This is a genomic window from Kribbella sindirgiensis (assembly GCF_004331435.1).
Lineage (GTDB): Bacteria > Actinomycetota > Actinomycetes > Propionibacteriales > Kribbellaceae > Kribbella > Kribbella sindirgiensis.
Genome location: NZ_SJKA01000014.1, coordinates 67,336 through 90,359 on the forward strand (window position 1 = coordinate 67,336; position 23,024 = coordinate 90,359).

The 23,024-nt window shown below is 69.2% G+C and carries 19 protein-coding genes; 7 read left to right on the forward strand and 12 right to left on the reverse strand.

Translation table 11 applies throughout. The features are described 5' to 3' along the window. Nucleotides 1-6: 6 nt before the first annotated feature. From E0H50_RS31700 to E0H50_RS31705, 3 genes are all read right to left on the reverse strand, one after another. Nucleotides 7-3,795, reverse strand: a complete 3,789-nt coding sequence (locus E0H50_RS31700; protein ID WP_131294496.1) for a glycosyl hydrolase family 28-related protein — start codon at nucleotides 3,793-3,795, stop codon at nucleotides 7-9. Nucleotides 3,796-3,860: 65 nt separating this feature from the next. Beyond that, the gene (locus tag E0H50_RS43575; protein WP_202868414.1) at nucleotides 3,861-4,331 is read right to left on the reverse strand and encodes an MFS transporter; all 471 of its coding nucleotides are present in this window, start codon (nucleotides 4,329-4,331) and stop codon (nucleotides 3,861-3,863) included. A 4-nt stretch (nucleotides 4,332-4,335) separates the two neighbouring features. After that, complete coding sequence (locus E0H50_RS31705) at nucleotides 4,336-5,226, reverse strand: DHA2 family efflux MFS transporter permease subunit (protein WP_202868415.1); 891 nt, start codon at nucleotides 5,224-5,226, stop codon at nucleotides 4,336-4,338. A 91-nt stretch (nucleotides 5,227-5,317) separates the two neighbouring features. Between E0H50_RS31705 and E0H50_RS31710 the strand changes: the two genes are divergently transcribed. Further along, nucleotides 5,318-5,884: a TetR/AcrR family transcriptional regulator gene (locus E0H50_RS31710; RefSeq protein ID WP_131294498.1), complete on the forward strand. Its 567-nt coding sequence runs from the start codon at nucleotides 5,318-5,320 to the stop codon at nucleotides 5,882-5,884. On the opposite strand, the gene E0H50_RS31715 is transcribed toward E0H50_RS31710, so the two are convergent. Next, on the reverse strand, nucleotides 5,856-6,665 hold the full coding sequence (locus E0H50_RS31715; protein WP_131294500.1) for an NAD(P)H-binding protein: 810 nt from the start codon (nucleotides 6,663-6,665) through the stop codon (nucleotides 5,856-5,858). The two genes, E0H50_RS31710 and E0H50_RS31715, sit on opposite strands and share 29 nt — an antisense overlap. Nucleotides 6,666-6,721: 56 nt before the next feature. Here E0H50_RS31715 and E0H50_RS31720 point away from each other — a divergent pair, with 56 nt between their 5' ends. Then, a complete protein-coding gene (locus tag E0H50_RS31720) occupies nucleotides 6,722-7,105 on the forward strand; it encodes a winged helix-turn-helix transcriptional regulator (RefSeq protein WP_165547361.1) in 384 nt (127 codons plus the stop codon). 636 nt (nucleotides 7,106-7,741) lie between these two features. Here E0H50_RS31720 and E0H50_RS31725 read toward each other — a convergent pair. Beyond that, nucleotides 7,742-8,149 (reverse strand): hypothetical protein, encoded by a 408-nt coding sequence (locus tag E0H50_RS31725; RefSeq protein ID WP_131294502.1) that lies wholly within the window; start codon nucleotides 8,147-8,149, stop codon nucleotides 7,742-7,744. 234 nt (nucleotides 8,150-8,383) lie between these two features. Here E0H50_RS31725 and E0H50_RS31730 point away from each other — a divergent pair, with 234 nt between their 5' ends. Continuing rightward, the gene (locus E0H50_RS31730) at nucleotides 8,384-9,361 is read left to right on the forward strand and encodes a BtrH N-terminal domain-containing protein (RefSeq protein ID WP_238151479.1); all 978 of its coding nucleotides are present in this window, start codon (nucleotides 8,384-8,386) and stop codon (nucleotides 9,359-9,361) included. Here E0H50_RS31730 and E0H50_RS31735 read toward each other — a convergent pair. From E0H50_RS31735 to pepN, 3 genes are all read right to left on the reverse strand, one after another. Then, the gene (locus E0H50_RS31735) at nucleotides 9,358-10,419 is read right to left on the reverse strand and encodes a hypothetical protein (protein WP_131294507.1); all 1,062 of its coding nucleotides are present in this window, start codon (nucleotides 10,417-10,419) and stop codon (nucleotides 9,358-9,360) included. The two genes, E0H50_RS31730 and E0H50_RS31735, sit on opposite strands and share 4 nt — an antisense overlap. A gap of 27 nt (nucleotides 10,420-10,446) precedes the next feature. Further along, nucleotides 10,447-11,772: a septation protein SepH gene (gene sepH, locus E0H50_RS31740; protein ID WP_131294509.1), complete on the reverse strand. Its 1,326-nt coding sequence runs from the start codon at nucleotides 11,770-11,772 to the stop codon at nucleotides 10,447-10,449. A 204-nt stretch (nucleotides 11,773-11,976) separates the two neighbouring features. Next, nucleotides 11,977-14,427: an aminopeptidase N gene (gene pepN, locus E0H50_RS31745; protein WP_131294510.1), complete on the reverse strand. Its 2,451-nt coding sequence runs from the start codon at nucleotides 14,425-14,427 to the stop codon at nucleotides 11,977-11,979. A gap of 34 nt (nucleotides 14,428-14,461) precedes the next feature. Between pepN and E0H50_RS31750 the strand changes: the two genes are divergently transcribed. Continuing rightward, the gene (locus tag E0H50_RS31750; protein WP_202868416.1) at nucleotides 14,462-15,406 is read left to right on the forward strand and encodes an aldo/keto reductase; all 945 of its coding nucleotides are present in this window, start codon (nucleotides 14,462-14,464) and stop codon (nucleotides 15,404-15,406) included. Then, entirely contained in the window at nucleotides 15,403-16,164 is a 762-nt protein-coding gene (locus tag E0H50_RS31755) for a YaaA family protein (protein WP_131294512.1), read from the forward strand. The genes E0H50_RS31750 and E0H50_RS31755 overlap by 4 nt, the downstream gene beginning before the upstream one ends. Here E0H50_RS31755 and E0H50_RS31760 read toward each other — a convergent pair. Beyond that, nucleotides 16,161-17,477 carry an acetamidase/formamidase family protein gene (locus E0H50_RS31760; protein WP_131294514.1) on the reverse strand — a complete coding sequence of 439 codons (1,317 nt, stop codon included), beginning with the start codon at nucleotides 17,475-17,477 and terminating at the stop codon, nucleotides 16,161-16,163. The genes E0H50_RS31755 and E0H50_RS31760 overlap by 4 nt on opposite strands. Nucleotides 17,478-17,711: 234 nt before the next feature. Between E0H50_RS31760 and E0H50_RS31765 the strand changes: the two genes are divergently transcribed. Then, nucleotides 17,712-18,320, forward strand: a complete 609-nt coding sequence (locus E0H50_RS31765; protein ID WP_238151482.1) for an HNH endonuclease family protein — start codon at nucleotides 17,712-17,714, stop codon at nucleotides 18,318-18,320. Here E0H50_RS31765 and E0H50_RS31770 read toward each other — a convergent pair. Together E0H50_RS31770 and E0H50_RS31775 are read right to left on the reverse strand one after the other, a co-directional pair. Beyond that, on the reverse strand, nucleotides 18,317-19,264 hold the full coding sequence (locus E0H50_RS31770) for a MarR family transcriptional regulator (RefSeq protein WP_131294518.1): 948 nt from the start codon (nucleotides 19,262-19,264) through the stop codon (nucleotides 18,317-18,319). The genes E0H50_RS31765 and E0H50_RS31770 overlap by 4 nt on opposite strands. 156 nt (nucleotides 19,265-19,420) lie before the next feature. Then, a complete protein-coding gene (locus E0H50_RS31775) occupies nucleotides 19,421-20,374 on the reverse strand; it encodes a DUF389 domain-containing protein (RefSeq protein WP_131294520.1) in 954 nt (317 codons plus the stop codon). Between the two features lie 40 nt (nucleotides 20,375-20,414). On the opposite strand from E0H50_RS31775, the gene E0H50_RS31780 reads away from it, so the two are divergent. Continuing rightward, nucleotides 20,415-21,824 (forward strand): APC family permease, encoded by a 1,410-nt coding sequence (locus E0H50_RS31780; RefSeq protein WP_131294522.1) that lies wholly within the window; start codon nucleotides 20,415-20,417, stop codon nucleotides 21,822-21,824. On the opposite strand, the gene E0H50_RS31785 is transcribed toward E0H50_RS31780, so the two are convergent. Further along, entirely contained in the window at nucleotides 21,766-22,965 is a 1,200-nt protein-coding gene (locus E0H50_RS31785; protein ID WP_131294524.1) for a Cmx/CmrA family chloramphenicol efflux MFS transporter, read from the reverse strand. The two genes, E0H50_RS31780 and E0H50_RS31785, sit on opposite strands and share 59 nt — an antisense overlap. Between the last annotated feature and the right edge of the window lie 59 nt (nucleotides 22,966-23,024).

The window sequence follows — 23,024 nt, forward strand, 5'->3', positions numbered from 1 at the left end:
TCGCTCCTACGTGAAGTTCGCGGTCAGTGCCTGGTCCGTCGAGACGGAGAAGGTGTACGACGGCAGGGTCGACACCACGGTCCCGTCTACGGTCCAGTCACGGAAAACGCTATCCGATCCTGGCGTCGCCGTCACTGTGACCTGCGCGCCGACCTCGTACGTTCCCGGCTCGGACTCGTTCCCGGCGATCGTCGCCGTACCGTTCCCGGCGGCCTCGACGCTGATCCGGCGCTGGACGACGTTGATCACCATCACGTTGTGCAACGTCGCCGGACCGCTCAGTGTCGCGCCGTTGTAGCGGGCGAGGTTCGTCGCCTCGACGTCGCCGCTCACGACCCGCACGGTGTGCCCGTCCCCGCCGAGGTTGTCGGTGCCCAGGTTGAACGCGTCCACCTGACCGGAGTTCACCACGAGGCCGTCGTGGAACCCGTACGCGAACACGTTCAGCAGCGTCAGCCCCCGGGCCCCGTCGACGGTGACGATCTTCGCGGTCTTCCGCATGTACTTGTCGATGACGAGCTCGAAGATGCGTCCTTCGTTCATCCAGTACGGCTGCTGGTAGCCGACCCGGGTGACCGCGTTCCCGTTCGAGAGCACGCCCTCGACGCGGCCGTCCCGTCCCGGGCCGATCGCGATCGCGTGGTCGAAGAACGCGCCCGCGATCTTGCGGACCACGACCCCGTCGCCGCTGAGGTCGATGCCGTTCCAGGCGTTCGGGAAGCCGGCGTTGATCACGTAGTTCGCACCGGCTCGCCCGCGGATCGCGTACGGATACGGTACGACGTCGTTGGCAGGGTTGTTCTCCGGATAGAACACCCGCAGACCGCGCACACCGGCCTTGCTGCCGAGGGTGATCAGTGCTGTCTCTGTGTTGCGCTCGAAGGCGTGCAGCACGGTCCCGCCGCTCGCGCCGCCCTGGTCCCGGTTCGGTACGGCGGACGCACCCCGCAGCTCGACCTTCGCCGGAACGGCCAGATGCGTACTGATCCGGTACCACCCGGCGGGCAGGTACACGATCCCGCCACCCTCGCGTCCGGCGCGATCCAGCACCTTCTGCACCGCGCGCGTCGCGTCCGCGTCCGGCAGGTAGCCGACCCCGTGCGGCGCATCCACGACGTACAGCTGCTGCACCGGTTTCGGCAGCGGTTTGTGCTGGTACGTCGGGGCGGTTCCGGACATGTGGTGGATGATCCCGCTCTGCGTGCCGGTGACCTCGGTCCCGGTGATCTTCACGTAGCCCCGCGAGTTGTTGGTGATGCCGCCCTCGACACGGCCGCCGGCGAGCGTCATGCCCCAGCGGTCGTCCATCATGTCGACGAGCAGCCCGGTCCCGACCCGGCGTACGTCGGGCTCGAGGAAGCTGCCGGTGAACTGGGCCCGCTGGCCCGCGACGACGTGGATGCCGACGGCGTAGTCGGACAGCGCGATCCGGTAGAACTGGTCCCACTCCAGGTCGCCGAGCACCAGGCCGGTGCCGTGTGCCCGGGTCCACGCGTCGAGGACGGCCCGCGCCGGCGGGTGGTAGGCGGCGGGCGCCGACGCCCAGTACGAGTTGCTGAAGGCAACGTTCTCCCACGTGCCGACGTCGGCGCCGTTGTAGGCGCGGGCGCCTTCGAACAGCGCCGTACCGCGGACGTTGCGGATCGTCGTCGACTCGTGCACCTGACCCGAGCTGGGGGCGTTGCCTCGATCGTTCGGCATCGTGCTGATGCCGATCCCGCGGTACGAGTTCAGCATGGTGACGTCGGAGACCGTCGCCATCATGTAGTTCTCGTTGCCGATCCAGGCACCGCCCGGGATTTCGAACGTGTAGTTGTACGGGACCGGCGTACTCGCGTTCTGGTACGGGTAGTACGTCGTCACGCCGAGAACGCCGGCGCTGCCGCCGATCCGGAACAGGCTCGGCCCGTCGTCTCCGGACGGCAGGTCGGCGATGATCACGGTTCCCAGCTTCTGGCCGTGATCACCTCGGACGCTGCAGAACGCGTGCACCTCGATGGTGTCGGTCACCTTGTACTGCCCGGCCGGCAGCCACACCGTGCCGCCGCCCGCGTCCTGACACGCGTAGATCGCCTGCTGGATCGCCTTGGTGGAGTCCCGCCGGCCGCTGCGATCGGCGCCGAACTGCGTCGCGTCGAAGTCCGCGACCACACCGTCCTCGGTCGGGTTGCTGGTCGGCACGAGTCGCGGCGTCGGCGTCACGACCGGGGTCAGCCGCAACTGCAGCTCCTTGACGGCGAACGATTCGGCCCCGGTCATCGCGACCCGGACGTACCGCGCGCTGACCGTCGCGAACCGCGTTCGGCTGAACTGGTTCCCGCCAGGCGCCCCGGTCCGGCCGACGCTGACGAACTTCTGACCGTCGTTCGACACCTGCACGACGTAGTCGGGGGAGTACGCCTCGGCCCATTCGACCCGCACATCGTTCACCGGACGCTGGGTTCCAAGATCGATCTGCAGCCACGAGTCCGCGCCACCGGTCCAGGCGGTCTGGTGGTTGTTGTCGTTGACCTGATCCGCGCCGGTCCCGCCGCTAGCGGTCGCCGTACCGTCGTCCGCGAAGTTGGTGTCCACGACCGACGCGGTGAACTCGTCCAGCTTGGCCTGCAACGTGGTGAGCGCGGCCTTGACCTGTACGTCGGTGACGCCCGGAGTGGACGCGATCGCCTGAGCGTTGTCGACCGCGTCCTGCAGGGTGGCCCGGCTGCCGGCCGGGTACTGCCCGTCGCGCGTCCCTTCGCGGGCGGCCTTCTCGGTGCGGGTCGCCTCACCGATCAGGTCGACGAGCCCTTCGGTGACGTCGAGCGTGGTCGCGACCTTGGCGACCCGGACCGCGGCGACCTTGAGATCGACCGCGCCGTCGCCGTTGTGGATCCGGAAGTCGCCGCCGTTCGAGCGGTTCGTCAGGACGGCGTCCGGCAGTGCGAACGTGAACGTCTTCCACGTCTTGGTGTCGCCGTACCGCACGACCTCGGAATTCTTGAACTTGTCCGGGATCGTCTCGCCGGGGGAGTCGTAGTGCAGACCGAACTGGCCGCTGCCCTCGTCGAAGTAGTCGATGCTGACCAGCACCAGACCGCGGTTGTCGTACAGGTAGGTGTCGGCGACGTTCATGTAGAAGAAGTTCGTGCCCGGCGCCGGTGCGGTGCGGTCGGTCTGCCAGTACGCGCGACCGTCCTGGATGCCGGTCACCAGGTGCGACGCGTCGTCACCGGCCCGCGGGCTGATCCCGTTCTGGACCGGTGTCGCGCCGAGTTGCACCGACGCTCCCGCCGTACTGATCCGCAGCCCGGCGATCGTGATGTCGGCACTGCCTCCGAACAGCCGAACGTCGGCGTCGCCGAGGCGGTTGCTGAACGCGATGTCAGTGAGCGCGAAGACGCCGGTCTTCCACTGGCCGGTGTTCGTGAGCTGGACGTCGGTGGTGTCCTGCTGCGGGTCGGCCTTGGCGTCGTACTGGAGTCCGAGCGTGCCGGTGCCGCTGTCGAGATAGGTCACCGTCACCAGGACGTCGTCGGTGCCGATCTCGTCGACGTAGTCGCTGTCGACGTCGAACTCCAGGTAGCCGGTGCCGGCGGCCTGGTTGGTCTGCCAGTACGTGCGGCCTTGCTCGGTGCCGGTCCGGAGCCCGGCCGGGTCGTCGCCGGCGGCGGGCTGCACGCCGAGCGTGGTCGGAGCGGGCCCGAGATCGGCACCGACCCCACTGGGATACATGGTGGCGGCATGCGCCGTCGGCACGGCGAGAACGCTCGTCAGCAGCACGACGGGGAGAAGCCGCGCGAGAAGTCTGGACATGCTGAAACCTCCAGGTGGCGGACCGGAAGATCAACTGCGCGGATAAGTTAAACCAAGCGTGTTACTTATTCAAGAGTCCGGCGCCGGGGCAGGAAGAACGCCGGTGCGGCGGCCAGGACGGTGAACCCGATCGCCCATCCGAAGCTGTGCGCGTACGCCGTCGACGCGTGGTGCCCGGTGAGCTGACTCTGCAGGACGACGGCGAGGGTTGCCGCGCCGAACGCGCCGCCGAGCTGCTGCATGATCCGCGTCGTACTGCTCGCGTGCGGGATCTGCGCCGGCTCGAGGTCGCGGAAGGCGCCGACCATCACCGCGAGATTGACCCCGCTCAACCCGGCGCCGCGAATCACCAGCGCGACCCCGAGCAGCCAGTACGACGCGCCGTCGACCGCGAACGGGATGGTCCCGAGGGTGGTGAGGACGATCCCCGCAAGGACGACCGGGCGCGGGCCGAGGCGATCCGTGAGGCCGCCGGCGGTACGGGCGAGCAGGCTGCCGATTCCCTGCGGTACGAGGAGCAGGCCGGCGGTAGTCACCGTCTCACCGCGGGCCCTGCTGGTAGAAGAGCGGGAGGAGCAGCATCGCGCCGTACAGACCGAAGCCGGTGAGGAACATCAGCGCGGTGGAGGCGGCGAACGATCTCGTGCGGAAGAGTGCGAGGTCGATGAGCGGCTCCGCGGCGCGTCGCAGTACGAAGGCTGCCAGGAGCAGTACGCCGATGGCGAGTGGTACGAGTACGGCGGGCTGACCGAAGCCGTGGTCGCTGACTTGGCTGAGGCCGTAGATGATCGCGGCGAGGGCGGGGGAGACCAGCAGCAGACCGAGGACGTCGAGACGCGCTGCCGTCGCCGGCGGGTCAGGCGTGAGGGTACGTACCGCGAGGATGATCGCGGCGAGGCAGATCGGTGCGTTGACGTAGAAGATCCAGCGCCAGTCGAGGTGACCGACCAGAACGCCGCCGATCACCGGTCCGAGGATCGGGCCGAGTGTCGCGGGCAGCGTGACGACGGCCATCAGCCGGCCGATCCGGTCGCGGCCGGCGGCGCGCATCAGCAAGGTCTGCAGGATCGGCAGCATCAAGCCGCCGCCGATGCCCTGGAGGACGCGGAACGCGATCAGCGAGCCGATGTTCCAGGCCGCACCGCACAGCATCGATCCGGCGAGGAACAGTCCGAGCGCGACGATCCACATCCGTTTGGCGCCGAAGCGGTTCGCCGACCAGCCGGTGATCGGCACCGCCATGGCCAGCGCGAGCAGGTACGCCGTACTGACCCATTGGACCGTGGCGACCGAGGCGTGCAGGTTGGCGCCGAGGGTGTGGAGCGCGACGGTGACGATGGTGCTGTCGAGCAGCGGGGCGAGGGCGCCGAGGACGAGCACGGCGGCGAGTTTGAGGACCGACCGGTCGAGGCGGTCCGTGGTGGTGGTCATTCGAGCGGCTCCTTAGAGACGTTGCGTCTCTTACGGTTTTCAGAGTAGGCTCGAATCGTTAAGAGACGCAAGGTCTCTTTTTGGAGGGTGCATGGAGCGGCGGCGCGGTGCGGAGCTCGAGGCGGCGCTGCTCGACGCGGCCTGGGACGAGGTCCTGGAGTCCGGGTACGCGCGGCTGACGATGGAGGCCGTCGCGGCGCGGGCGCACACCGGCAAGCAGGTGCTGTACCGGCGGTGGCGGAATCGCGCGGAGCTCGTGATCGCGGCGATGCGGTACCGCACCGGCTCGATCATCGACGACATCCCGGACACGGGCAGCCTGCGCGACGACGTACTGGAAGTGCTGCAGCGGATGACCGACCGGTTCGCGGTCATCGGGCCGGACATCTTTCACGGACTGCTCTCCGAGGCGCCGGACCTGGATCAAGAGGCGTTCACGGGGATGGCCGGCGTGATGGCGACCATCGTGAAGCAGGCGGCGGAGCGCGGTGAGATCCCGACCGCGGACGTTCCCGAACGGGTGCTCACCGCGCCCACCAACCTGCTGCGTCACGAGATGCTGTTCACCCGCGACCCGGTGCCGGCCTCGACCCTCGTGTCGCTGGTCGACGACGTGTTCCTGCCGTTGGTCAGCGGAACGCCGCCACGTTCCGGCTGACCCAGTCCGCGAACGCGCGCGGCGGGCGGCCCAGTACGTTCTCGACGTCGGGACTGACCTGCTGCTCGGCCGGGGACGGCGTACCGAGGACGTCGAGGGTGGCCTCGACGACAGGTGCCGGCATGAAGGTGAGCATGTTGGCGCGCGCCTGGTCGCGGGTGAGCTCAGTGAAGTCGATCGGCTCGCCGATGGCCTGCTCGATGACTGCGGCCTGCTGACGCGGGGAGATCGGCTCGGGACCGGTGAGGGTGTAGATCGCGCCGTTGTGGCTGCTGTCCCGCAGAGCGGCGGCGGCTACCTCGGCGATGTCCTGCGGGTCGACGGCGGGGAGGGCGACGTCGGCGAACGGGGCGGCGAGGGCGCGCTGGGTGCGGACCGGATCCGCCCAGGCGAACGCGTTGCTGGCGAAGTTGCCGGGGCGCAGGATCGTCCAGTCGAGGCCCGATCCGGTCACCGCGTCCTCGTGGATCGAGGGGTGGCGCTTGGTGCCGACGCCCTGGGACGACAGCAGGACCACCCGCGGTACGCCGGCGTCGCGGATCACGTCGACGACGTCCTGGAGGTTGCCGTTGGCAAGGAAGTCGGCGGAGGTGAGGAGGAAGACGGCCTTCGCGCCGTCCAGTGCGGGCTTCAGGGAAGCGGGATTGGTGAGGTCGGCCTGGTGGCCGGCGCCGTGGTTCTCGAGGTGGCGCGAGACGGGGACGACGTCCTCGCCGGCGGCGGTCAGGGTCTGGACGAGGGGGCGGCCTACGTTGCCGGTTGCTCCGGTGATCACGATCATGGCGACGACGCTACTGGCGGCGGGATAGTAGGTACCTAGAGGATAGTATTGGGTTTGTGAAGGAGACCACAGAGATTGATCCCGCCCAGGCCTGTCCGATCGCGCCGGTCGTCGACCTGGTCTTCAGTCGGTGGACGACGCCGATCCTGTGGACGCTGAACGAGTACGGGCGCCAGCGGTTCGTCGAGCTGCAGCGCCGGATCGGGACGATCACGCCGAAGGTCCTCACCCAGCGCCTCCGCCAGCTCGAACGCGACGGCCTGGTCACCCGCACGTACCACGCGGAGGTCCCGCCTCGCGTCGAGTACGACATCAGCCCCCTCGGCCGCAGCCTCGCGCCACTCTTCCACTCCCTCGCCGAATGGTCCCCCAACCTCACCAAGGTGCAGGCGGCCCGCGAGCACTTCGACGCGACCGAACCCGCCCACCGCCGCCCCTGACCCCGCGCAGGGCCACGACACAGGTCGCACTTGGTATTCCGGCTCTCCTGTCCGCTGTGTGGGTGGTGATCACCCGGTCTGGGATCTGGGAACAGGCAATGGTGGGTAGGCACCTGGTATTGCCTGTCCCCAGTCACCATTGCCTGTTCCCGGTACGCCGGTGCGTGTCCTCGGTTGCCGGGATTCGCCCCTGGACCGGGCAGCAGAGCAAACGCACACCTGCCACCCACGACTTCCCCGGCGCACGACTTCCCGAGGGGTACGGAGCTCCCCAAACCGGTTTGGGGCGGATCACCTGCTGTTTTCGGGGTGTGGGGCTCCCCGAACTGGTTTGGGGAGCCCCGAGCAGGGACGGGGTTTGCGGGGGGGCGGGGGGGAAACGGGGCGGGCGGGCGGGGGTACCGGCGGATCGACAGGTAGAGCACCGGCGAGACGCCGTACGCGCGGGCGCGATCACGCTCAGGTGCACTACCCATCCACTCGACACGTACTGTCGAAAACGCACACTCAGGCGCCCGGGGCCGGGCCGACCACCCACATATCGGTCACAAGAGCCGGTCTTTCCTGTCCACAACCCCCGGAAGGTGTCGCCTCCCGCGGCAGTCGGCTGACCGGAGAACGTCCAACGCTGCGTTGTCAGGCGACGCCGACGAGGGTTCGGGTGTGGAGGGTTTCGAGGAGATCGAGGAAGTGGGTGGTGGCGTCGGCCAGAGGGAGGAGGCCGGCTTCGTGGTGGCGCCAACCGAACTCGAGTTCGCCGTCGACGGTGCGCTCGGCCAGCGGTACGGCGTACCGGCTGAGGGTGACGCGGGTGGGGCCGGTCTGCGGGTGGTGGTCGCCGCAGCCGCACTCGGCGGGGATCGTGATCGCGGTCAGCGCGTCGGGGGAGTAGCTACGCAGCCGCAGTGTCGTGCCGCGGGCGGTGAACTGGACGATCGTGGCGTCGGGCAGCTGGACGAGCAGCTCGACCGGTACGGCGTACGAACCGGGAAGGAGCCGGAGACCACGAGATGCGAGCAGATCGGCGAGAGCCGGGAGATTCATGCGAATTCCTGTGAGTGCTGTGTCGGCGGGCGGGCCACGGAAAGGTCAGGGCCTCGTGCGCCGGAGAGTCGGCGCGCGTCAGCGACAACAGCAACAACACAGCATCTGCATGCCGACGATCATGACAGCACCCCGGGTCTACCGCCAAACACCGTCCGCGATCTGGGACGACTGTCCGTGATGTGTCAGCAAGGGACTGGAGTCTCCGGTTGCCGGAGGGTCCATGATGCGGGTGTGTCTATCGATGTCGAAGCCCGAGGCGGCCAGCACTGCGAGACGACTGCGCTCGGCGTGCTACTCCGGCACCAGGGCGTGGATCTGTCCGAGGCCATGCTTTTCGGGCTCGGCGCCGGTCTGTCCTTCATCTACTGGGACAGCAAGAGCGTCGGCTTTCCCTTCCTCGGGGGACGGGTGAAGCCGTTCGAGCTCACCAGGAACCTGGCGCGGACCCTCAAGCTGGAGCTGCTGGTCCAAGAGACGACCTCGCCGCGGAAGGCCTGGGCGAACGTCGCGGCCTCGATCGACGCCGGTCAACCGGTCGGTCTGCAGCTCGACAGCTACTACCTGGAGTCCTTCAGCTCGAAGGTGCACTTCGGTGGTCATGTCGTGGCGATGCATGGGTACGACGACCAGAACGCGTACCTGTTGGACACCGACCAGCAAGGCGGAGCGGTATCGACCAGCCGCACCAGTCTCGCGGAAGCCAGGGCGGCGCGCGGACCGATGACCGCCAAGCACCGGTCCTTCACACTGTCTGCTCCCAGGGAGCCGTCGGTGCAGATCGTTCCTGCGATCACGGCGTGCGCCGACGCGTTTCTGCACCCGCCGATTGCGAACCTAGGTCACCGCGGGATCGAGAAGGCCGGCAAGCTTGTACGCATCTGGCTCGAGCGGACTGATGACCCGGCGCGGGATCTGCCACAGGCTGCGCTCTTGATGGAGAAGGCGGGCACAGGCGGGGCTCTGTTCCGGAACCTCTACCGCGACTTTCTCGGCGAGTGCACCGAACTGCTCGACAGCGCCGACCTGCGCACCGGACACCGGCTGTACGGCGAAGCGGCCGCGTTGTGGACCGAGGTCGCAGGGTTGATCGCCACGGCCGGCGAGTCACTCGATCCCCAGTACCTGGTGAAGGCGGGCTCGATTCTCGCGGACCTGTCCAGGATCGAGCGAGACGCGATGCAGTCGCTCAGTCGCCTCAGCACCACCTAGGACGCTCGCAGTTCGGCCATCCGTTGTTCGGCTTCCTCGACCAGGACGGGGAGGTCGGTGTGGTCCAGCGTGTACTGGTACCAGTGGAGCGCGGTCTGCTTGTCGCCCACCCAGTAGGCCAGCTCGCCGAGATGGGCGGCCGCCAGCGGATGAGCCGCGTAGCCTGCCTCGATGTACTGACGGAACCACCGCGTCGCCTCCGGCAGATCGCGCCGATCCTTGGCCCGCAGCCCGAGCTCGAAGATCGCGTCCTGGTGCTGCTCGGAGAGCTTGTACTCGGCCAGCTTCGAGTAGTCGCCCTGCAACGTGCCGAGGAGCATCTCGGCCTGGGTCTGCACGTCCGGCTCCGAGCCTTCGGCCAGTCCCAGCAGGAGCCGCGCACTGAAACGGCCTTCGGCGGTGCGGGCCTCCTGGCAGGCCTTGGCGGCTGTCGCGGTGTCGCCTTGCTTGATGAGCGTCTCTGCGATCCCGAGCCAGGCCGCGGCCAGGTACGTCGGATGCCCGAGGCGGACGACCTGCCAGGCTGCTCGAACGGCGGCGTCGGAGTCGCCGTTGGCATGGTGCACGGCGTAGAGCGTCAGGGCCGCCAGGGATCGGCTCCGTGCATCGAGCGACTCGACCAGGTGCGGGAGGACGTCGGCGCGGAGTTCTGGGTGATCGGGCCAGATCAGGTCGTCGGTGAGACGAGTGGTCAGGTCATCCGTGAAGTTGATCTGGTCCAGGACGGTGATGAGCTCGGTGGACGCGCGGTACCAGGCGCCGGCGAGAGCAGGTGCTTCGAGTTCGCGGGCGGCTAGGAGGCCGGCGAGGAGGGCTGCTCGGTCGGTCAGATGCGGCTCGGTCTCGTAGGAGACGGCTGCGCGGAAGCATTCCCAGGCCTCGGTCGGTTCGTCGAGGGCGAGGTAGCCCCAGCCGACGAGGAGCGCGATCCGCTGTCCGTCCGGCACCTGATCTGCGAGCGCCGTACGGCATGTCTCCACGGCGTCGGCGGCGGCCGGGTCTCGTCGTACGGCGAGGTTCGCGGCCGCCAGCGCGGCTAGTTCGAGGTCGGTGGGCACGGTCCGTGAAACTACGGGACCGCGGGTTCAGTCGGCCTTCTTGCCGAACATGATTTCGTCCCAGCTGGGGACGCTGGCGCGCTTGCCTCGGCGGGCAGGCTTCTTCTTGGGCTCGGCCGAGGTGTCGTCGGTTGCGGGCTCGGCGTTGTCGGGCTGGGCCGGCTGTGCGCTCGCTGCCGGGGGCTGCTCGGGAGTCTTCGGTTCGGGAGAGGAGCTGGGTGCCGGGTCCGGGCGGCGAGGCTCCGACGTACGGGCTGCTGGACGGGGCGCTGGTTCCGTGCGCTCCGGGCGAGCAGGCTCAGGGCGGTCCTCCGGCGCGGCGGGGGAGGCGAAGGCGGCTGGGTCGGCGGGGCGTTCGACGGCGCGGACCGCGGGGCGTGGCGCCGGGGGCTGGTCGACCGGTACGTCGATCAGCGTCGGCTCCTCGTCCGGGTTCGGCACCGAGTGCACCCGCCGCGGACCCCGGTCGGTTTCACGCGAACTCTCCCGCGCAACCTCACGCGGGTACTCCCGTCCACCATCGCGGGATTCCAGGCCGAACTCTCGGCCGTCGCCGTCCGTGTCACGCCCGCCGCCGCGGGGGGCAGGGTGGTTTCGGCGGCGGAGGCCGACGGTGTCCTCGAAGCCGGCTTCGTAGCTGTCGGCGCCGTGGTCGGGTGCGATCAGCGGGTCGATGTCAGCGACCGCCGCGAGCCGCCGCTCACCAGGCTGCGGCTGGACCGGGGTGGTCGTCGTCACCTGTGCCTGCTCGCCGACGAGCCACCGCGCCTCGTCGTCGTCGGGCACCGCGTACCGCCCTGGGGCGTCGTACGCGAACATCGCGATCTTCTCGTCCTTCTGCTCCGCCCCGGTATCGGCACTGTCCTCGGACTCGACGAAGTACGAGACCCGGACCGCCCAGCGGCCGTCCTCGCGGCGCCACGCGTCCCACTCGGCCGAGGCCGGGTCGACCTGCCGGGTCCGCAGCCGGTCGGTGACCCACGCGCCGAGGTTCCGCGTGGGTGCGTCACCGCCACCGCGACGACGGACGGAGGCACGCTGCGCGAGGCTGGCGATGTGGTCCCGCTCGGCCAGCACCGGACCGGCGAACGCCATGACGCGTTCCATCGGCATCTGGGCGACGGCAGCGACTGCCTCGGGACTTTCGCCGGCGCGGATACGAGCCTGGATGTCTCGTGGGCGCAGCGCGCTCTCCATTTGAATCTCCAGCTGGCCGAGTCGGGCACGGTCGCCGCGGAGGGCCGCACGCAACCGGTCGTCGACCGGTACGGCGAACTCCTCACCCGTCTCTGCCATGGCCACGATGAGCTGTTTCCCATCCTGGCTCAGACCGACGAGTCTCGCCTCGCGCATTGACCTTGTTCTCCTGTGCGGTTCTAGACAGTCTCTCCCGGACGCTGAGCCTGACCAAGACCGGCGCGCCGTGCCGTGCGGTCATTGTGGAGGTTACGTCACGAATACCCATCTTGCCTGGTCATCAGGGTCCTCCTGATCACACCAGTCACAGTAGTCACAACACGGTGTGACCGCTAACCATCCGTCAGCTCTACAGCTCGTTCAGAACGCCGAACGCACCGCAAGCGCACGCTTCAGGTCGTCCGCGCGGTCCCCGACGGCCCGCCGGATCGCGGCCGCCACGGACTCGTCGGCGATCAGGTCCGCGGCCCGGTCGACCACCCGCTGCTCGACCGCGTACCGGGGGAACGCACCTTGCGCGCTGGTCCCCACGACCCAGCCGGAGCGGAGCTTCTCGGTGCCGGGGATCTCGGCGAAGAACCGGTCGACGTACGACGCGGTGAGCTCGGCCTGGGTCGGGTGCCAGAACCCTTCGCACGCGGCGTAGAGCTCGTAGTTCGCGATGTCGGCGTCGGTGGTGATCTGCGTCCACGCCCGCTCCTTCGCGGCCGCCGTCGGCAACGCGGCCCGGCACCGCGTGGCGTGCACGATGCCCTCGGACGAGGAGTCCCGTGCGAGCTCGGCGTCGATCTCGGCCTCGCCGATGGCGCCGAGACGGGCGAGCTGCAGCGTCACGATCCAGCGCAGGTCGGCGTCCATCGTGACGCCTTCGGGTACGCCGTCGCCCGCGAGCCAGCCCTGCAACCGGGCGGTGTCGTCGCTGAACCGCGCCAACCCGCGGGCCACCGACAGCTGCACGCTGCTTCCGGCCTCGACGGTCTCCAGCCGCGCACTCAGTACGTCGGCCAGTTGCCCGCGGTACGGCTCGTACGGCAGGTAGACGCCGAGCAGGTGGGTGTTCGCCCAGTTGAGCAGCGTCCCGACCGCGATGTCGCTGGTCTCGGTGGGGAGCATCCCGAGGACGACGTCGAACCCGGTTCTCGGGTCGAGCTCCGCGTCGGCGACGGCGTCCCGCACGCTGTTCAGAATGACGGCCCGCGTCACACCGTCCTCGATCTTCGGCAGCAACGCCGCCAGGTTCTCCAGGCTCACGGAGTCGAGCCGGATCTTCGCCCAGCTGTCGTCACCCGCGTCCGGAATCACGACCGCGAGCGACGGGTCGAGGTCGACGTCCACCTCGTCGGCGTCGATCAGTACGTCGACCGCCGTACGCCGGCCCTCGGAGTCGTACCCGCCGACCGTCAGCTTGTGCGGCCGGGCCGCCGGGTAGGCCTCGGGCGCCTTCCGGTGCAGCGTGAATCCGGTGGCTGTGCGGGACACGCTGATCGTGTCGAGGCCGGGTGTGCGCAGCCAGGCCTGCGCCCAGTCGTCCAGACCGACCGCGCCGGCGTCGGTCCACTTCGCGACCAGGTCGGCGAACGTCGCGTTGCCGAACTCGTTGGCGGCGATGTGCGCGTTCACGCCGGCCAGGAACACGTCGTCACCGAGGTACGCCGCGAGTTGCTTGAGGACCGCGGCGCCCTTCGCGTACGAGATCCCGTCGAAGTCGTCGAGCGAGGCGAGCGCGTCCTTGACCGCGTCGGCGGCGACCGGGTGGGTCGAGGACCGCTGGTCGGCCTGCAGACCCCACCACTTGCGCATGTAGGCGAAGTCGATCCAGTTGTCGGAGTACCGGGTCGCCTCGGTCGACACCCGGTGCGCCATGTACTCGGCGAACGACTCGTTCAGCCAGAGGTCGTTCCACCACTTCATCGTCACGGTGTCGCCGAACCACTGGTGCGCCATCTCGTGCACGATGGTCCGCGCGCGCTGGCTGCGCTCGCCGTCGGTGACCGCGGAGCGGAACACCATCTGGTCCCGGAACGTGACGCAGCCCGGGTTCTCCATCGCGCCGGCGTTGAACTCGGGGACGAACGCCTGGTGGTAGTCGCCGAACGGGTACCGGTACCCGAACATCCGGTGGTACGCGTCGAAGGACCGCTTGGTGACCTCGAAGATGTCCGCGGCCTCCCGCTCGAGCGCGTCCTTCAGCGACTGCCGCGAGACGACGCTGAGCGCGATGCCGTCGTGCGCGTCGGTGATCTGGTGGTACGGCCCGGCGACCACGGTGACGAAGTACGTCGACAGCGGCTTGGTCTCGGCCAACTCCCAGCGACCGGGGGAGACCTGCGTCGCGGCGCCGTTGCCGAGCACGAGCCATTCCTCCGGAGCGGTGACCTTGAAGCGGTACGGCGCCTTGAGGTCCGGCTGGTCGAAGCACGCGAAGATCCGCGGGCCGGCGTCGAGGAAGGACATCGCGTACGTGTAGGCGAGCCCGTCGGCGGCGTCGACCGCGCGGTGCAGTCCCTCGCCGTCGTGCGAGTACAGCATCGAGGCGACCACGACGAGTTCGTTCTCGGGCTGCAGGCCGGTCAGCTCGAGCCGCCCGTCGTTCAGTCCGGCGACGTCGACCGACGTACCGTTGAGCGTCACGGAGATCAGCTCGTCGGGTTTCACGTCGACCCAGGTCGAAGGACTGGACGCCTTGAACCTGATCGTGGTGGCGGACCCGAACGTCCGCTCGCCCTGGGTGAGGTCGAGGTCGACGTCGTACGACTGGACGGAGAGCGCGGCGGCCCGAGTGCGGGCGCCGTCGACGGTGAGACTCGGCATGAGGGCCACTGTATGCCGAGACTAGTCTGAGCACATGAGCGATATGGAGTACCGGCAACTGGGCGACTCTGGGCTGACTGTCAGCGTCGTGGGGCTGGGGTGCAACAACTTCGGGCGGCGGCTCGATGCGGGCCGGACGGACGCGGTGGTGAACGCCGCGGTCGACGCGGGGATCACGTTGTTCGACACCGCGGACATCTACCGCGGCGAGCACGGGTTCAGCGAGGAACTGCTCGGCAAGGCGCTCGGCGCGCGCCGCGACGAGGTCGTGATCGCGACCAAGTTCGGCGGTGACCTGGGCGGTGTCAACGGGCCCGACTGGGGCGTCCGCGGCTCCCGCCGGTACATCCGCAAGGCGGTCGAGTCGAGTCTGCAGCGGCTCGGCACCGACTGGATCGATCTCTACCAGCTGCACTTCCCGGACCCGGTGACGCCGATCGAGGAGACCCTCGCGGCGCTGTCCGAACTGGTTGCCGAGGGCAAGGTCAGGTACATCGGCAGCTCGCAGTTCGCGGCCTGGCAGGTGGTCGACGCCGACTGGACCGCCCGGTCGAACGGTCTGGAGCACTTCATCAGTGCCCAGAACCAGTACTCGCTGCTCGAGCGCGACGTCGAGGACGAGCTGGCCCCGGCCTGCGAGCATCTCGGCCTCGGGATCCTGCCGTTCTTCCCGCTCGCGTCCGGTCTGCTCTCCGGCAAGTACCAGCGCGGTACGGCGGCGCCCGACGGCTCCCGGCTCGCGACCCAGCCCGAGCGGCTGGCGCGCGCCGACTTCGACAAGATCGAGGCGCTCGAGACGTTTGCGGCCGAACGGAACCTGTCGATGATCGACGTCGCGATCGGCGGCCTCGCCGCGCAGCCCGCGGTCGCCTCGGTGATCGCCGGCGCCACCACACCCGAGCAGATCACGCAGAACGTCGCCGCCGGCCGCTGGGACCCGACCGCCGCCGACCTGGCCGCCCTGGACGAGCTCACGTGACCCTGATTCTCCTGCCGCCGTCCGAAGGCAAGACCGGGCGGTCGCGTGGTCGTGCCGTCGACCTCGGCACGTTGTCGTTCCCGGAGCTGAACCCGGTCCGCGAGGAGGTGCTCGAGACGCTGGCGAAGGTCTCCGCCTCCGCGGACGCGCACGACGTACTGGAGGTCGGGGCTTCGCTGCGCGACGAGGTCGAGCGGAACACCAGATGGCGCACCGAACCGTCCGTGCCGGTCTCCGAGCTGTACTCAGGTGTCCTGTACGACGCCCTCGGCTACTCCACGCTCTCCGCCGGTACGAAGCGCCGCGCCGCGAACCGCCTCCTCGTCATCTCCGCGGTCTGGGGCGCGCTGCGTCCCGCCGACCGCGTCCCGCCGTACCGGCTGTCGATGGGTACGACGCTGCCGGGCCACGGACCGCTGGCGTCGGTCTGGCGCGACCCGCTGAACGCCGCACTGGCCGGCGTCGACGGCGTGATCGTCGACTGCCGCTCCTCGATGTACGTCGCTGCGTGGCGCCCGTCCGGCGACCAGGCGGACAAGTGGGTATCGGTGAACGTCGTCCGCGAACGCACCGGCGTCCGCTCGGTCGTCTCACACATGGCCAAGCACACCCGCGGCCTGGTAGCCCGCCACCTCCTCGAGTCCGGCAAGGACCCCGGCACGCCGAAGTCGCTCCACAAACTGATCAGCGACCGCTGGAACGCCGAACTCGACCGCGCAGCGTCCGGCTGGACCCTGACCGTGGTGGAGAAGGACTAGGCGAAGTCGGCCTTGCGGATTACTCCGTGGACGCCTGTCGTGCGGTCGACGACCTGGGAGACCTCGAAGTCGGCGGCCGCTGACAGGTACGCGTACGCGACGGCCCGGTCCAGGCCCTGGTCGGTCTCGAGGAAGTCGAGCGCGTTGACGACGGCGCGCCGCATCGCGATGTCCAGGTCGTTGCCCTGTCCGTTCTGGCTGCCGTCGGGGTCGGACAGGCCGATCGGCACCCAGGCGTCCGGCGTCTCCGCGAACGGGTAGCCGAACGCGACCGACGGTGCGTCACCCGACCCCTTCTTGCAGACGGTCAGCCGGAAGGTGGCCCGCAGCGATCCCTCCAGGGCGGTCAGCGCGACCTCGCCGTTGCCCATCGCGAAGTGCGGATCGCCGGCATGGAACAGCGCGCCGTCGGCGAACACCGGCAGATAGAACGTGGACCGCTCACCGAGCAGGTTGATGTCGATGTTGCCGCCGCCGAGGGTCGGCGGGATCGAGTTCAGCTCGGGCGCGGTCGGTGCGGACGCCTCGGCGAACGCGACGCCCATCAGCCCCATGAACGGGTTGAGCGGGAACGTCACGTTGCCGCCGGCCATGACACCTCGCCGGCCGCGGATCGGCGTGAACACCGAGACGTTGCCGTACCGCTCCGGATCGCCGGTCGCTCGGCCGTCCGTCGCGACCGGCGGCATGATCTCCTCGATCGTGATCCCGGCCGGTACGCCGCCGCCCGCGAGCCGGGGGAGTGCGCCCTTGCCGTGGCGGCTCGACACCACGCCGTACGGCACGCGCGGGAGCATCGACAGCATCTCGACCTTGAGGACGTCGCCCGGTGCGGCACCGGTGACGAAGATCGGGCCGGTGACGACGTGCGGGCCGTCGACGTCGAAGTTCCGCGCCGTACGGTCGTAGTCGTGCGCGATGGCGACCGCGTCGTCCAGCACCGATGTCCTGCGGACGCCGTGCCCGGCGAAGTACCCGACCGGGTCGCGTCCTTGGTCTTCGAGGATGCCCTCGTGCGAGACGGTGTCGACGGTGACCGTCTCCCCGGACCGCATGCGCAGTACGGGGTCGCTGCCGATCGACGGCACGTAACCCCAGCGGACCTGGTCCGGCGTCGATCGCAGGTAGTGACGCCCGTGGATCGGGCCCTTGCCCGGTTGCAGCACTTCCCGGGGTACGACGGCACTCGCCGTACCGGCGGTCAGACCGGTGGTGGCGGCCGCACCGCCGAGAGCCGCGGTGGCCCGGAGGAAGTCGCGGCGGCCGAGACCTGAGCGCAGCAGGGACGCGGCGTACTCACCGAAGGTTGCCATCGGCATCTCCTCACTCGCCTCACTGGCTTAACTGGATGGTGTCGCCTGTATACCGTTCCGGCGTTTCGGTGCCGTGAAGCCGCGTGAACGCGGTATGACAGTGACGTTCATACGGCCTTCATCGCGCGGTGGTTTCTTACCGCCTGTGATCGGGGAAGGCTGTAGGGCAGCAACGTCAGGGGGGATCCGCCCTAACCCTCGGAGGCCTGACCGATGCGACGTACGACTGCTCTAGTGACAACCGTGGCGGCGGCAGCGACCGCGTGGACGCTGAGTGCCGGACCGGCGCTGGCGTACCCGCCGACACCGCCGTCGGCGAGCACGGCCGCGACCCAGCTGGCGAGCCTGACCGTGAAGACGGAAGGTTCGAGCGACGGCTACAGCCGGGACAAGTTCCCGCACTGGATCAACCAGTCCGGGACCTGCGACACCCGCGAAGAGGTGCTGAAGCGCGACGGCTCCGGCGTGACCGTGGACAGCAGCTGCCAGCCGACCGCCGGCCGTTGGTACAGCGTGTACGACTCGACCTGGGTGAACGACTCCTCGGACGTCGACATCGACCACATCGTGCCGTTGTCGGAGGCCTGGAAGTCCGGCGCGAGCGGATGGACCCAGGCGAAGCGTCAGGAGTTCGCGAACAACCTGACCATCGCGCAGCTGATCGCGGTGACGGCGTCGAGCAACCGCTCGAAGGGTGACAAGGACCCGTCGGAGTGGAAGCCGCCGAACACCTCGGTGCACTGTATCTACGCCCGCGAGTGGATCTGGGTGAAGTACACGTACAAGCTGTCGCTGCAGTCCGCGGAGAAGACTGCACTGACGCAGATGCTCGGGACCTGTTAGTCCTCGAGCAGGTGGCGGCGCTGGGCGTGGATGCCGGCCTGGAACCGGGTCCGGGCGCCCAGCGTCTCCATCAGCTCGGCCACCCGGCGGCCGACGGTCCGGCTGCTCAACGCGAGTTGCCGCGCGATCGCGTCGTCCTTGAACCCGGCCGCGAGCAGCGTCATCAGCCGCGCGTCCGTCGGGTCGGCCTTGGCGGCCGGAACCACCGGCACCGCCTGGTCCCACAGCAGCCAGAACATCTCGATCAACGCGTCCAGCAGCGCGCACGGGTGCACGACGAGCGCGCTGTCGACCAACTGGTCCACCGACAGCGGCAGGAGCGCGATCTTGCCGTCGAACACGGCCAGTTTCATCGGCACCTGCGGATGGACCCGTGACGTCTCACCGGCGTCGGCCGCGCTGTACGCCTCGTCGACGCCGCCGGGGATGTCGAGCGAGTCGGGGGAGTAGATGCCGTGGACGACGACCCCGTCGCCGAGCAGTCCACGCACGGTGCTGTCCGATTCGGCGGCCTGCGCGGCGTACGGCGGCCGGTCGAGGACGAGGAGCTGGTGATCGGTCCCGTTCAGCAGCTGGGCGAACCGGGCGGCGATCGCCTCCTGGCCGACGATGACCTCGACCAGGTTCTCGGGCCGGTACTGCTCCTGCGTGCTCAGCTCGGACAGCAGCACCCGGGCCTCGGCGCGCACCCGGTCGAGCTCGGCACGGCGTACGGCGACCAGTGCGTCGACCGCGACGTCGGGACGGGTCGGGAGCAGGCGCACCGGGTCGTCGGAGGTGCTGGTCAGCAGACCGAGCTTCTCGAGCCGGCCGACCGTCGCGACGACCTCCTGCTCGTCACGGCCGAGGCGGTCGGCGAGTTCGCGGACGCCGCAGCCCGGCGCCGACAGCAGCGCGCGGTAGGCCTCCTCATCGGACGGCTCCACCCCAACCGACTCCAGCATCCGATCAGGCTATCTCGTCGGTTGGACCGACTCGACCGGTTTGGCTGGTTCGCACCATGTCCGGCATACGTCAACACCCCGTCAGGTGCGGGGACCCCTCAAGTGGGGTATGTCTGACTGAGCCGGGCGCGCGCGGATCGGACAGGGGACGTCTGGTCAAGCCTCAACGCGCGCGCCCGTCCTTCGCTTCACCTTCAGGTAACTGCGCCAGATCACCCGCTGCAGCAGCAGGGTGACCACCCCGGCGGCGGTCATCCCGGCGAGGTTGATGCCGAGCTGCGCCGCGGACCCGCCGATCTGATGTGGCGCCCACAGCGCGACGGACAGCGCCAGGTCGCCGGCGGCGGGAACCGTCGTGACCGAGATGAACACGCCGACCAGCGCGTTGCCGCGGCCGGCCGTCTGCGACAGGACACCGGCACATCCTGCGAGTACGGCGACGACCGCGGACCACTTGTCCGGTCGCCAGATGAAACCGGTCAGCGGCCGCGCCGCCGTGACGTCATTGACGTCCACCCAGCCGACCGCACGAGCCAGCAACGCTGCCACCGCCGTCAGCGCGATCGCCAGCGCGAACCCCTTCACGAGCAGTGCCAGCGACCTCTGCGTGAGGCCGCCCTTGCGCAGGAAGAGGCCGACCGCCAGCGCGGCGACGACGCCGAACTCCGGGCCGACCACCATCGCGCCGACGACCAGGATCGCGGAGTCGGTGATCACGGCAACCGACGCGATCATCGTCGCCAGCGTCAGGAAGACGTAGTACACCCACGACCCGCCGGCCTCGTTGTACGCCTGGTCCACGACGGCGTCCCAGATGACCGCGTCGTCGGGTGCGCCGGGCGCCGCCTTCTCCGCGGCCTGGGCGTTCCGCGACGGGGCCGCGTCCACGGAGGCCAGCGCGACGGCGCCGTCGTCGTACAGGTCCTGCTTCTTGAGCCAGCTGAGGATGTCCGAGGTGGCCTCGCGGGTCACGTCGCACTCGATGACATCGCCTTCGGGACGGCGGGCAGCGCCGGGCAGCCGGACGATGCTGGTGACTCGAGGGTCGGCTACGAGCGTGTTCAGGACGCGCTCACTGCGGTCCGATGGGACGATGAGTCGAAGGTGCATCACGGCCCACATGCTGTCAGACAGACTCCGGGGAGCCTTCATGAGTGATTCCGCCGCAGTAGCGCAAACAAGTGAGCGTCCTGAGCTGAAGCGGGTCATGGGGCCCGGTCTGCTCCTGCTGTTCGTCGTCGGGGACATCCTCGGGACCGGGGTGTACGCGCTGACCGGAAAGGTCGCCGGTGAGGTCGGCGGTGCGGTCTGGCTCCCGTTCCTGTGCGCGTTCGTGGTCGCCCTGCTGACCGCGACCAGTTACCTCGAGCTCGTCACGAAGTACCCGAAGGCCGGTGGCGCCGCGGTCTACACGCACAAGGCGTTCGGGATCCACTTCCTCACCTTCCTGCTCACGTTCGCGGTGATGTGCTCCGGCCTGACGTCGGCGTCGAGCGCGTCGAAGGCGTTCGCGGCGAACTTCTTCTCCGCCGCGCACATCGATCCCGACCGCGGCGCGCTGCTGATGATCACCGCGCTCGCGTTCATGACCCTGATCGCGCTGGTGAACCTGCGTGGCGTCGGCGAGAGCGTGAAGGCGAACGTCGTGCTCACCTGCGTCGAGCTCAGCGGCCTGCTGATCGTGATCGCGATCGGCGCCTGGGCGCTGATCGGCGGCGACGGCGACACCTCGCGGCTGACCGAGTTCCACACCCCCGAGGGCGATTCGGCCTTCGGCGCGGTGACGGCCGCGACCGCGCTGGCGTTCTTCGCGATGGTCGGGTTCGAGGACTCGGTGAACATGGCGGAGGAGACCAAGGACCCGGTGCGGATCTTCCCGAAGATCATGCTGATCGGGCTGTGCATCACCGGCGTCATCTACGTGCTGGTCGCGATCTCCGCGGTCGCGCTGGTCTCACCGGACGAGCTGAACAAGGGCGCGACGCCGCTGCTCAAGGTCGTCCAGGCCGGCGCACCAGGGTTCCCGCTCGAACTGTTCGCGTGGATCACGATGTTCGCGGTCGCGAACTCGGCGCTGATCAACATGCTGATGGCCAGCCGCCTGCTGTACGGCATGTCGCACGAGCAGGTGCTGCCCGGTCCGCTCGGCCGCGTGCTGCGCAAGCGCCGTACGCCGTGGATCGCGATCCTGTTCACGACACTGCTCGCGTTCATCCTGATCGGGTACGCCGATCTCGCGGCGCTCGGCGGTACGACGGCGTTCCTGCTGCTGTGCGTGTTCGCGATCGTGAACGTCGCGGTGCTGGTCCTGCGGCGGGACCGGGTCGAGCACAAGCACTTCCACGCGCCGACCGCGCTGCCGGTGCTGGGCGTCGTCCTGTGCGTGTACCTGGCGAGCCCGTTGTCCGGGCGGGCGTCGGCGGACTACAAGATCGCCGGCTGGCTGATGCTCGTCGGCGTCGGGCTGTGGATCATCACCTGGCTGCTGAACAAGTACGTGTTCAACCGGCACCCCGACTTCGACCCGTCGCACCTCGACCCGCAGGGTCCGGTGAACTGACCGGGAGCAGAGCGGCGAGCAGTACGGTCGCGAGGGCCGCGGCTCCGGTGCCGACGGCGATCCAGCCGAGTGCGGAGTACCCCGCGCCGGCGTCGATCGCGAGGCCACCGAGCCACGGCCCGGCCGTGATCCCGACGTTGAACGCGGAGAAGTTCGTCGCGGTCGCGAGCGTCGGCGCGTCCCCGGCCAGGCTGAACACGCGGGCGTTGAGGGCTGGGTTCGCGGCAAAGCCGAAGCCGCCGAGCAGGGCGATCACGGCGATCGCGACCACCGGGAGGCCTGCCGTCAGTGCAAGTGCGGCGGACAGGACGACCAGCCCGGTGATGCTGATGAACAACGTGTGGAACGGCAGCGCGTCGGCGAATCGGCCGCCGATCGTGATCCCGATGAAGGACCCGAGACCGTAGAGGGCGAGGACGGCGGGGACCGCTCCGGACGAGAGCCCGGCAGTTTGGGTCAGCAGCGGGGCCAGGTAGCTGAAGACGACCAGGATCGTGGCGGTGACCAGGGCTGTGGTGGCGAAGGCCAGCCACAGTCTTGTGCTGCGGAGAGCCTGGAACTCGTCTGCGAGCCGCGGTGTGCTCGCGGCGTCGGGCCGGTCCGACGGCACGGTCGCGACGACGCCGGCCATCGCGAGCACGCACAGGCCGGCGACGGTCCAGAACGCCGACTGCCAGCCGAGGTGCTGACCCAGGACGGTGCCGAGCGGGAGACCCACGATGGTCGCGATCGTGAGGCCGCCGGTCACGACGCTCATCGCCCGCCCGCGGCGATTGGCCGGTACGAGAACTACCACGGTCGCCGCGGCCACCGACCAGAACCCGGAGTACACGAACGCGCCGACGATCCGCGTCGCGAGCAGTACGGCGTAGCTCGACGTCAGGGCGCCCGCGACATGGGTGAGGGCGAAGATCGCGAGGAAGACGAGCAGCGCCGTACGCCGGGACCAGGTGAGCGTGACGACCGCGAGGACCGGGGCGCCGACGAGCATGCCGACCGCGAACGCGGAGATCAGCAGCCCCGCCTGGGGGATCGAGACGTGCAGATCGGTCGCGAGTTCCGGAAGCAGTCCGGCGAGCATCAGTTCGGACGTGCCCTGCGCGAAGATGCTCAGCCCGAGGACATAGACAGCTATCGGCATCGTTCCCCCTCACCTCGACGAATGCCACTCCCAGTGTCTCAGGGATCACTGTGCGCTGT

What these genes read in the sequence shown, in the direction of transcription:
- E0H50_RS31700 (WP_131294496.1), bottom strand. Translation starts at nt 3,795, where the DNA reads ATGTCCAGACTTCTCGCGCGGCTTCTCCCCGTCGTGCTGCTGACGAGC.
- E0H50_RS31705 (WP_202868415.1), bottom strand. Translation starts at nt 5,226, where the DNA reads ATGACCACCACCACGGACCGCCTCGACCGGTCGGTCCTCAAACTCGCC.
- E0H50_RS31710 (WP_131294498.1), top strand. Translation starts at nt 5,318, where the DNA reads ATGGAGCGGCGGCGCGGTGCGGAGCTCGAGGCGGCGCTGCTCGACGCG.
- E0H50_RS31715 (WP_131294500.1), bottom strand. Translation starts at nt 6,665, where the DNA reads ATGATCGTGATCACCGGAGCAACCGGCAACGTAGGCCGCCCCCTCGTC.
- E0H50_RS31725 (WP_131294502.1), bottom strand. Translation starts at nt 8,149, where the DNA reads ATGAATCTCCCGGCTCTCGCCGATCTGCTCGCATCTCGTGGTCTCCGG.
- sepH (WP_131294509.1), bottom strand. Translation starts at nt 11,772, where the DNA reads ATGCGCGAGGCGAGACTCGTCGGTCTGAGCCAGGATGGGAAACAGCTC.
- pepN (WP_131294510.1), bottom strand. Translation starts at nt 14,427, where the DNA reads ATGCCGAGTCTCACCGTCGACGGCGCCCGCACTCGGGCCGCCGCGCTC.
- E0H50_RS31750 (WP_202868416.1), top strand. Translation starts at nt 14,462, where the DNA reads ATGAGCGATATGGAGTACCGGCAACTGGGCGACTCTGGGCTGACTGTC.
- E0H50_RS31760 (WP_131294514.1), bottom strand. Translation starts at nt 17,477, where the DNA reads ATGGCAACCTTCGGTGAGTACGCCGCGTCCCTGCTGCGCTCAGGTCTC.
- E0H50_RS31770 (WP_131294518.1), bottom strand. Translation starts at nt 19,264, where the DNA reads ATGCTGGAGTCGGTTGGGGTGGAGCCGTCCGATGAGGAGGCCTACCGC.
- E0H50_RS31775 (WP_131294520.1), bottom strand. Translation starts at nt 20,374, where the DNA reads ATGCACCTTCGACTCATCGTCCCATCGGACCGCAGTGAGCGCGTCCTG.
- E0H50_RS31780 (WP_131294522.1), top strand. Translation starts at nt 20,415, where the DNA reads ATGAGTGATTCCGCCGCAGTAGCGCAAACAAGTGAGCGTCCTGAGCTG.
- E0H50_RS31785 (WP_131294524.1), bottom strand. Translation starts at nt 22,965, where the DNA reads ATGCCGATAGCTGTCTATGTCCTCGGGCTGAGCATCTTCGCGCAGGGC.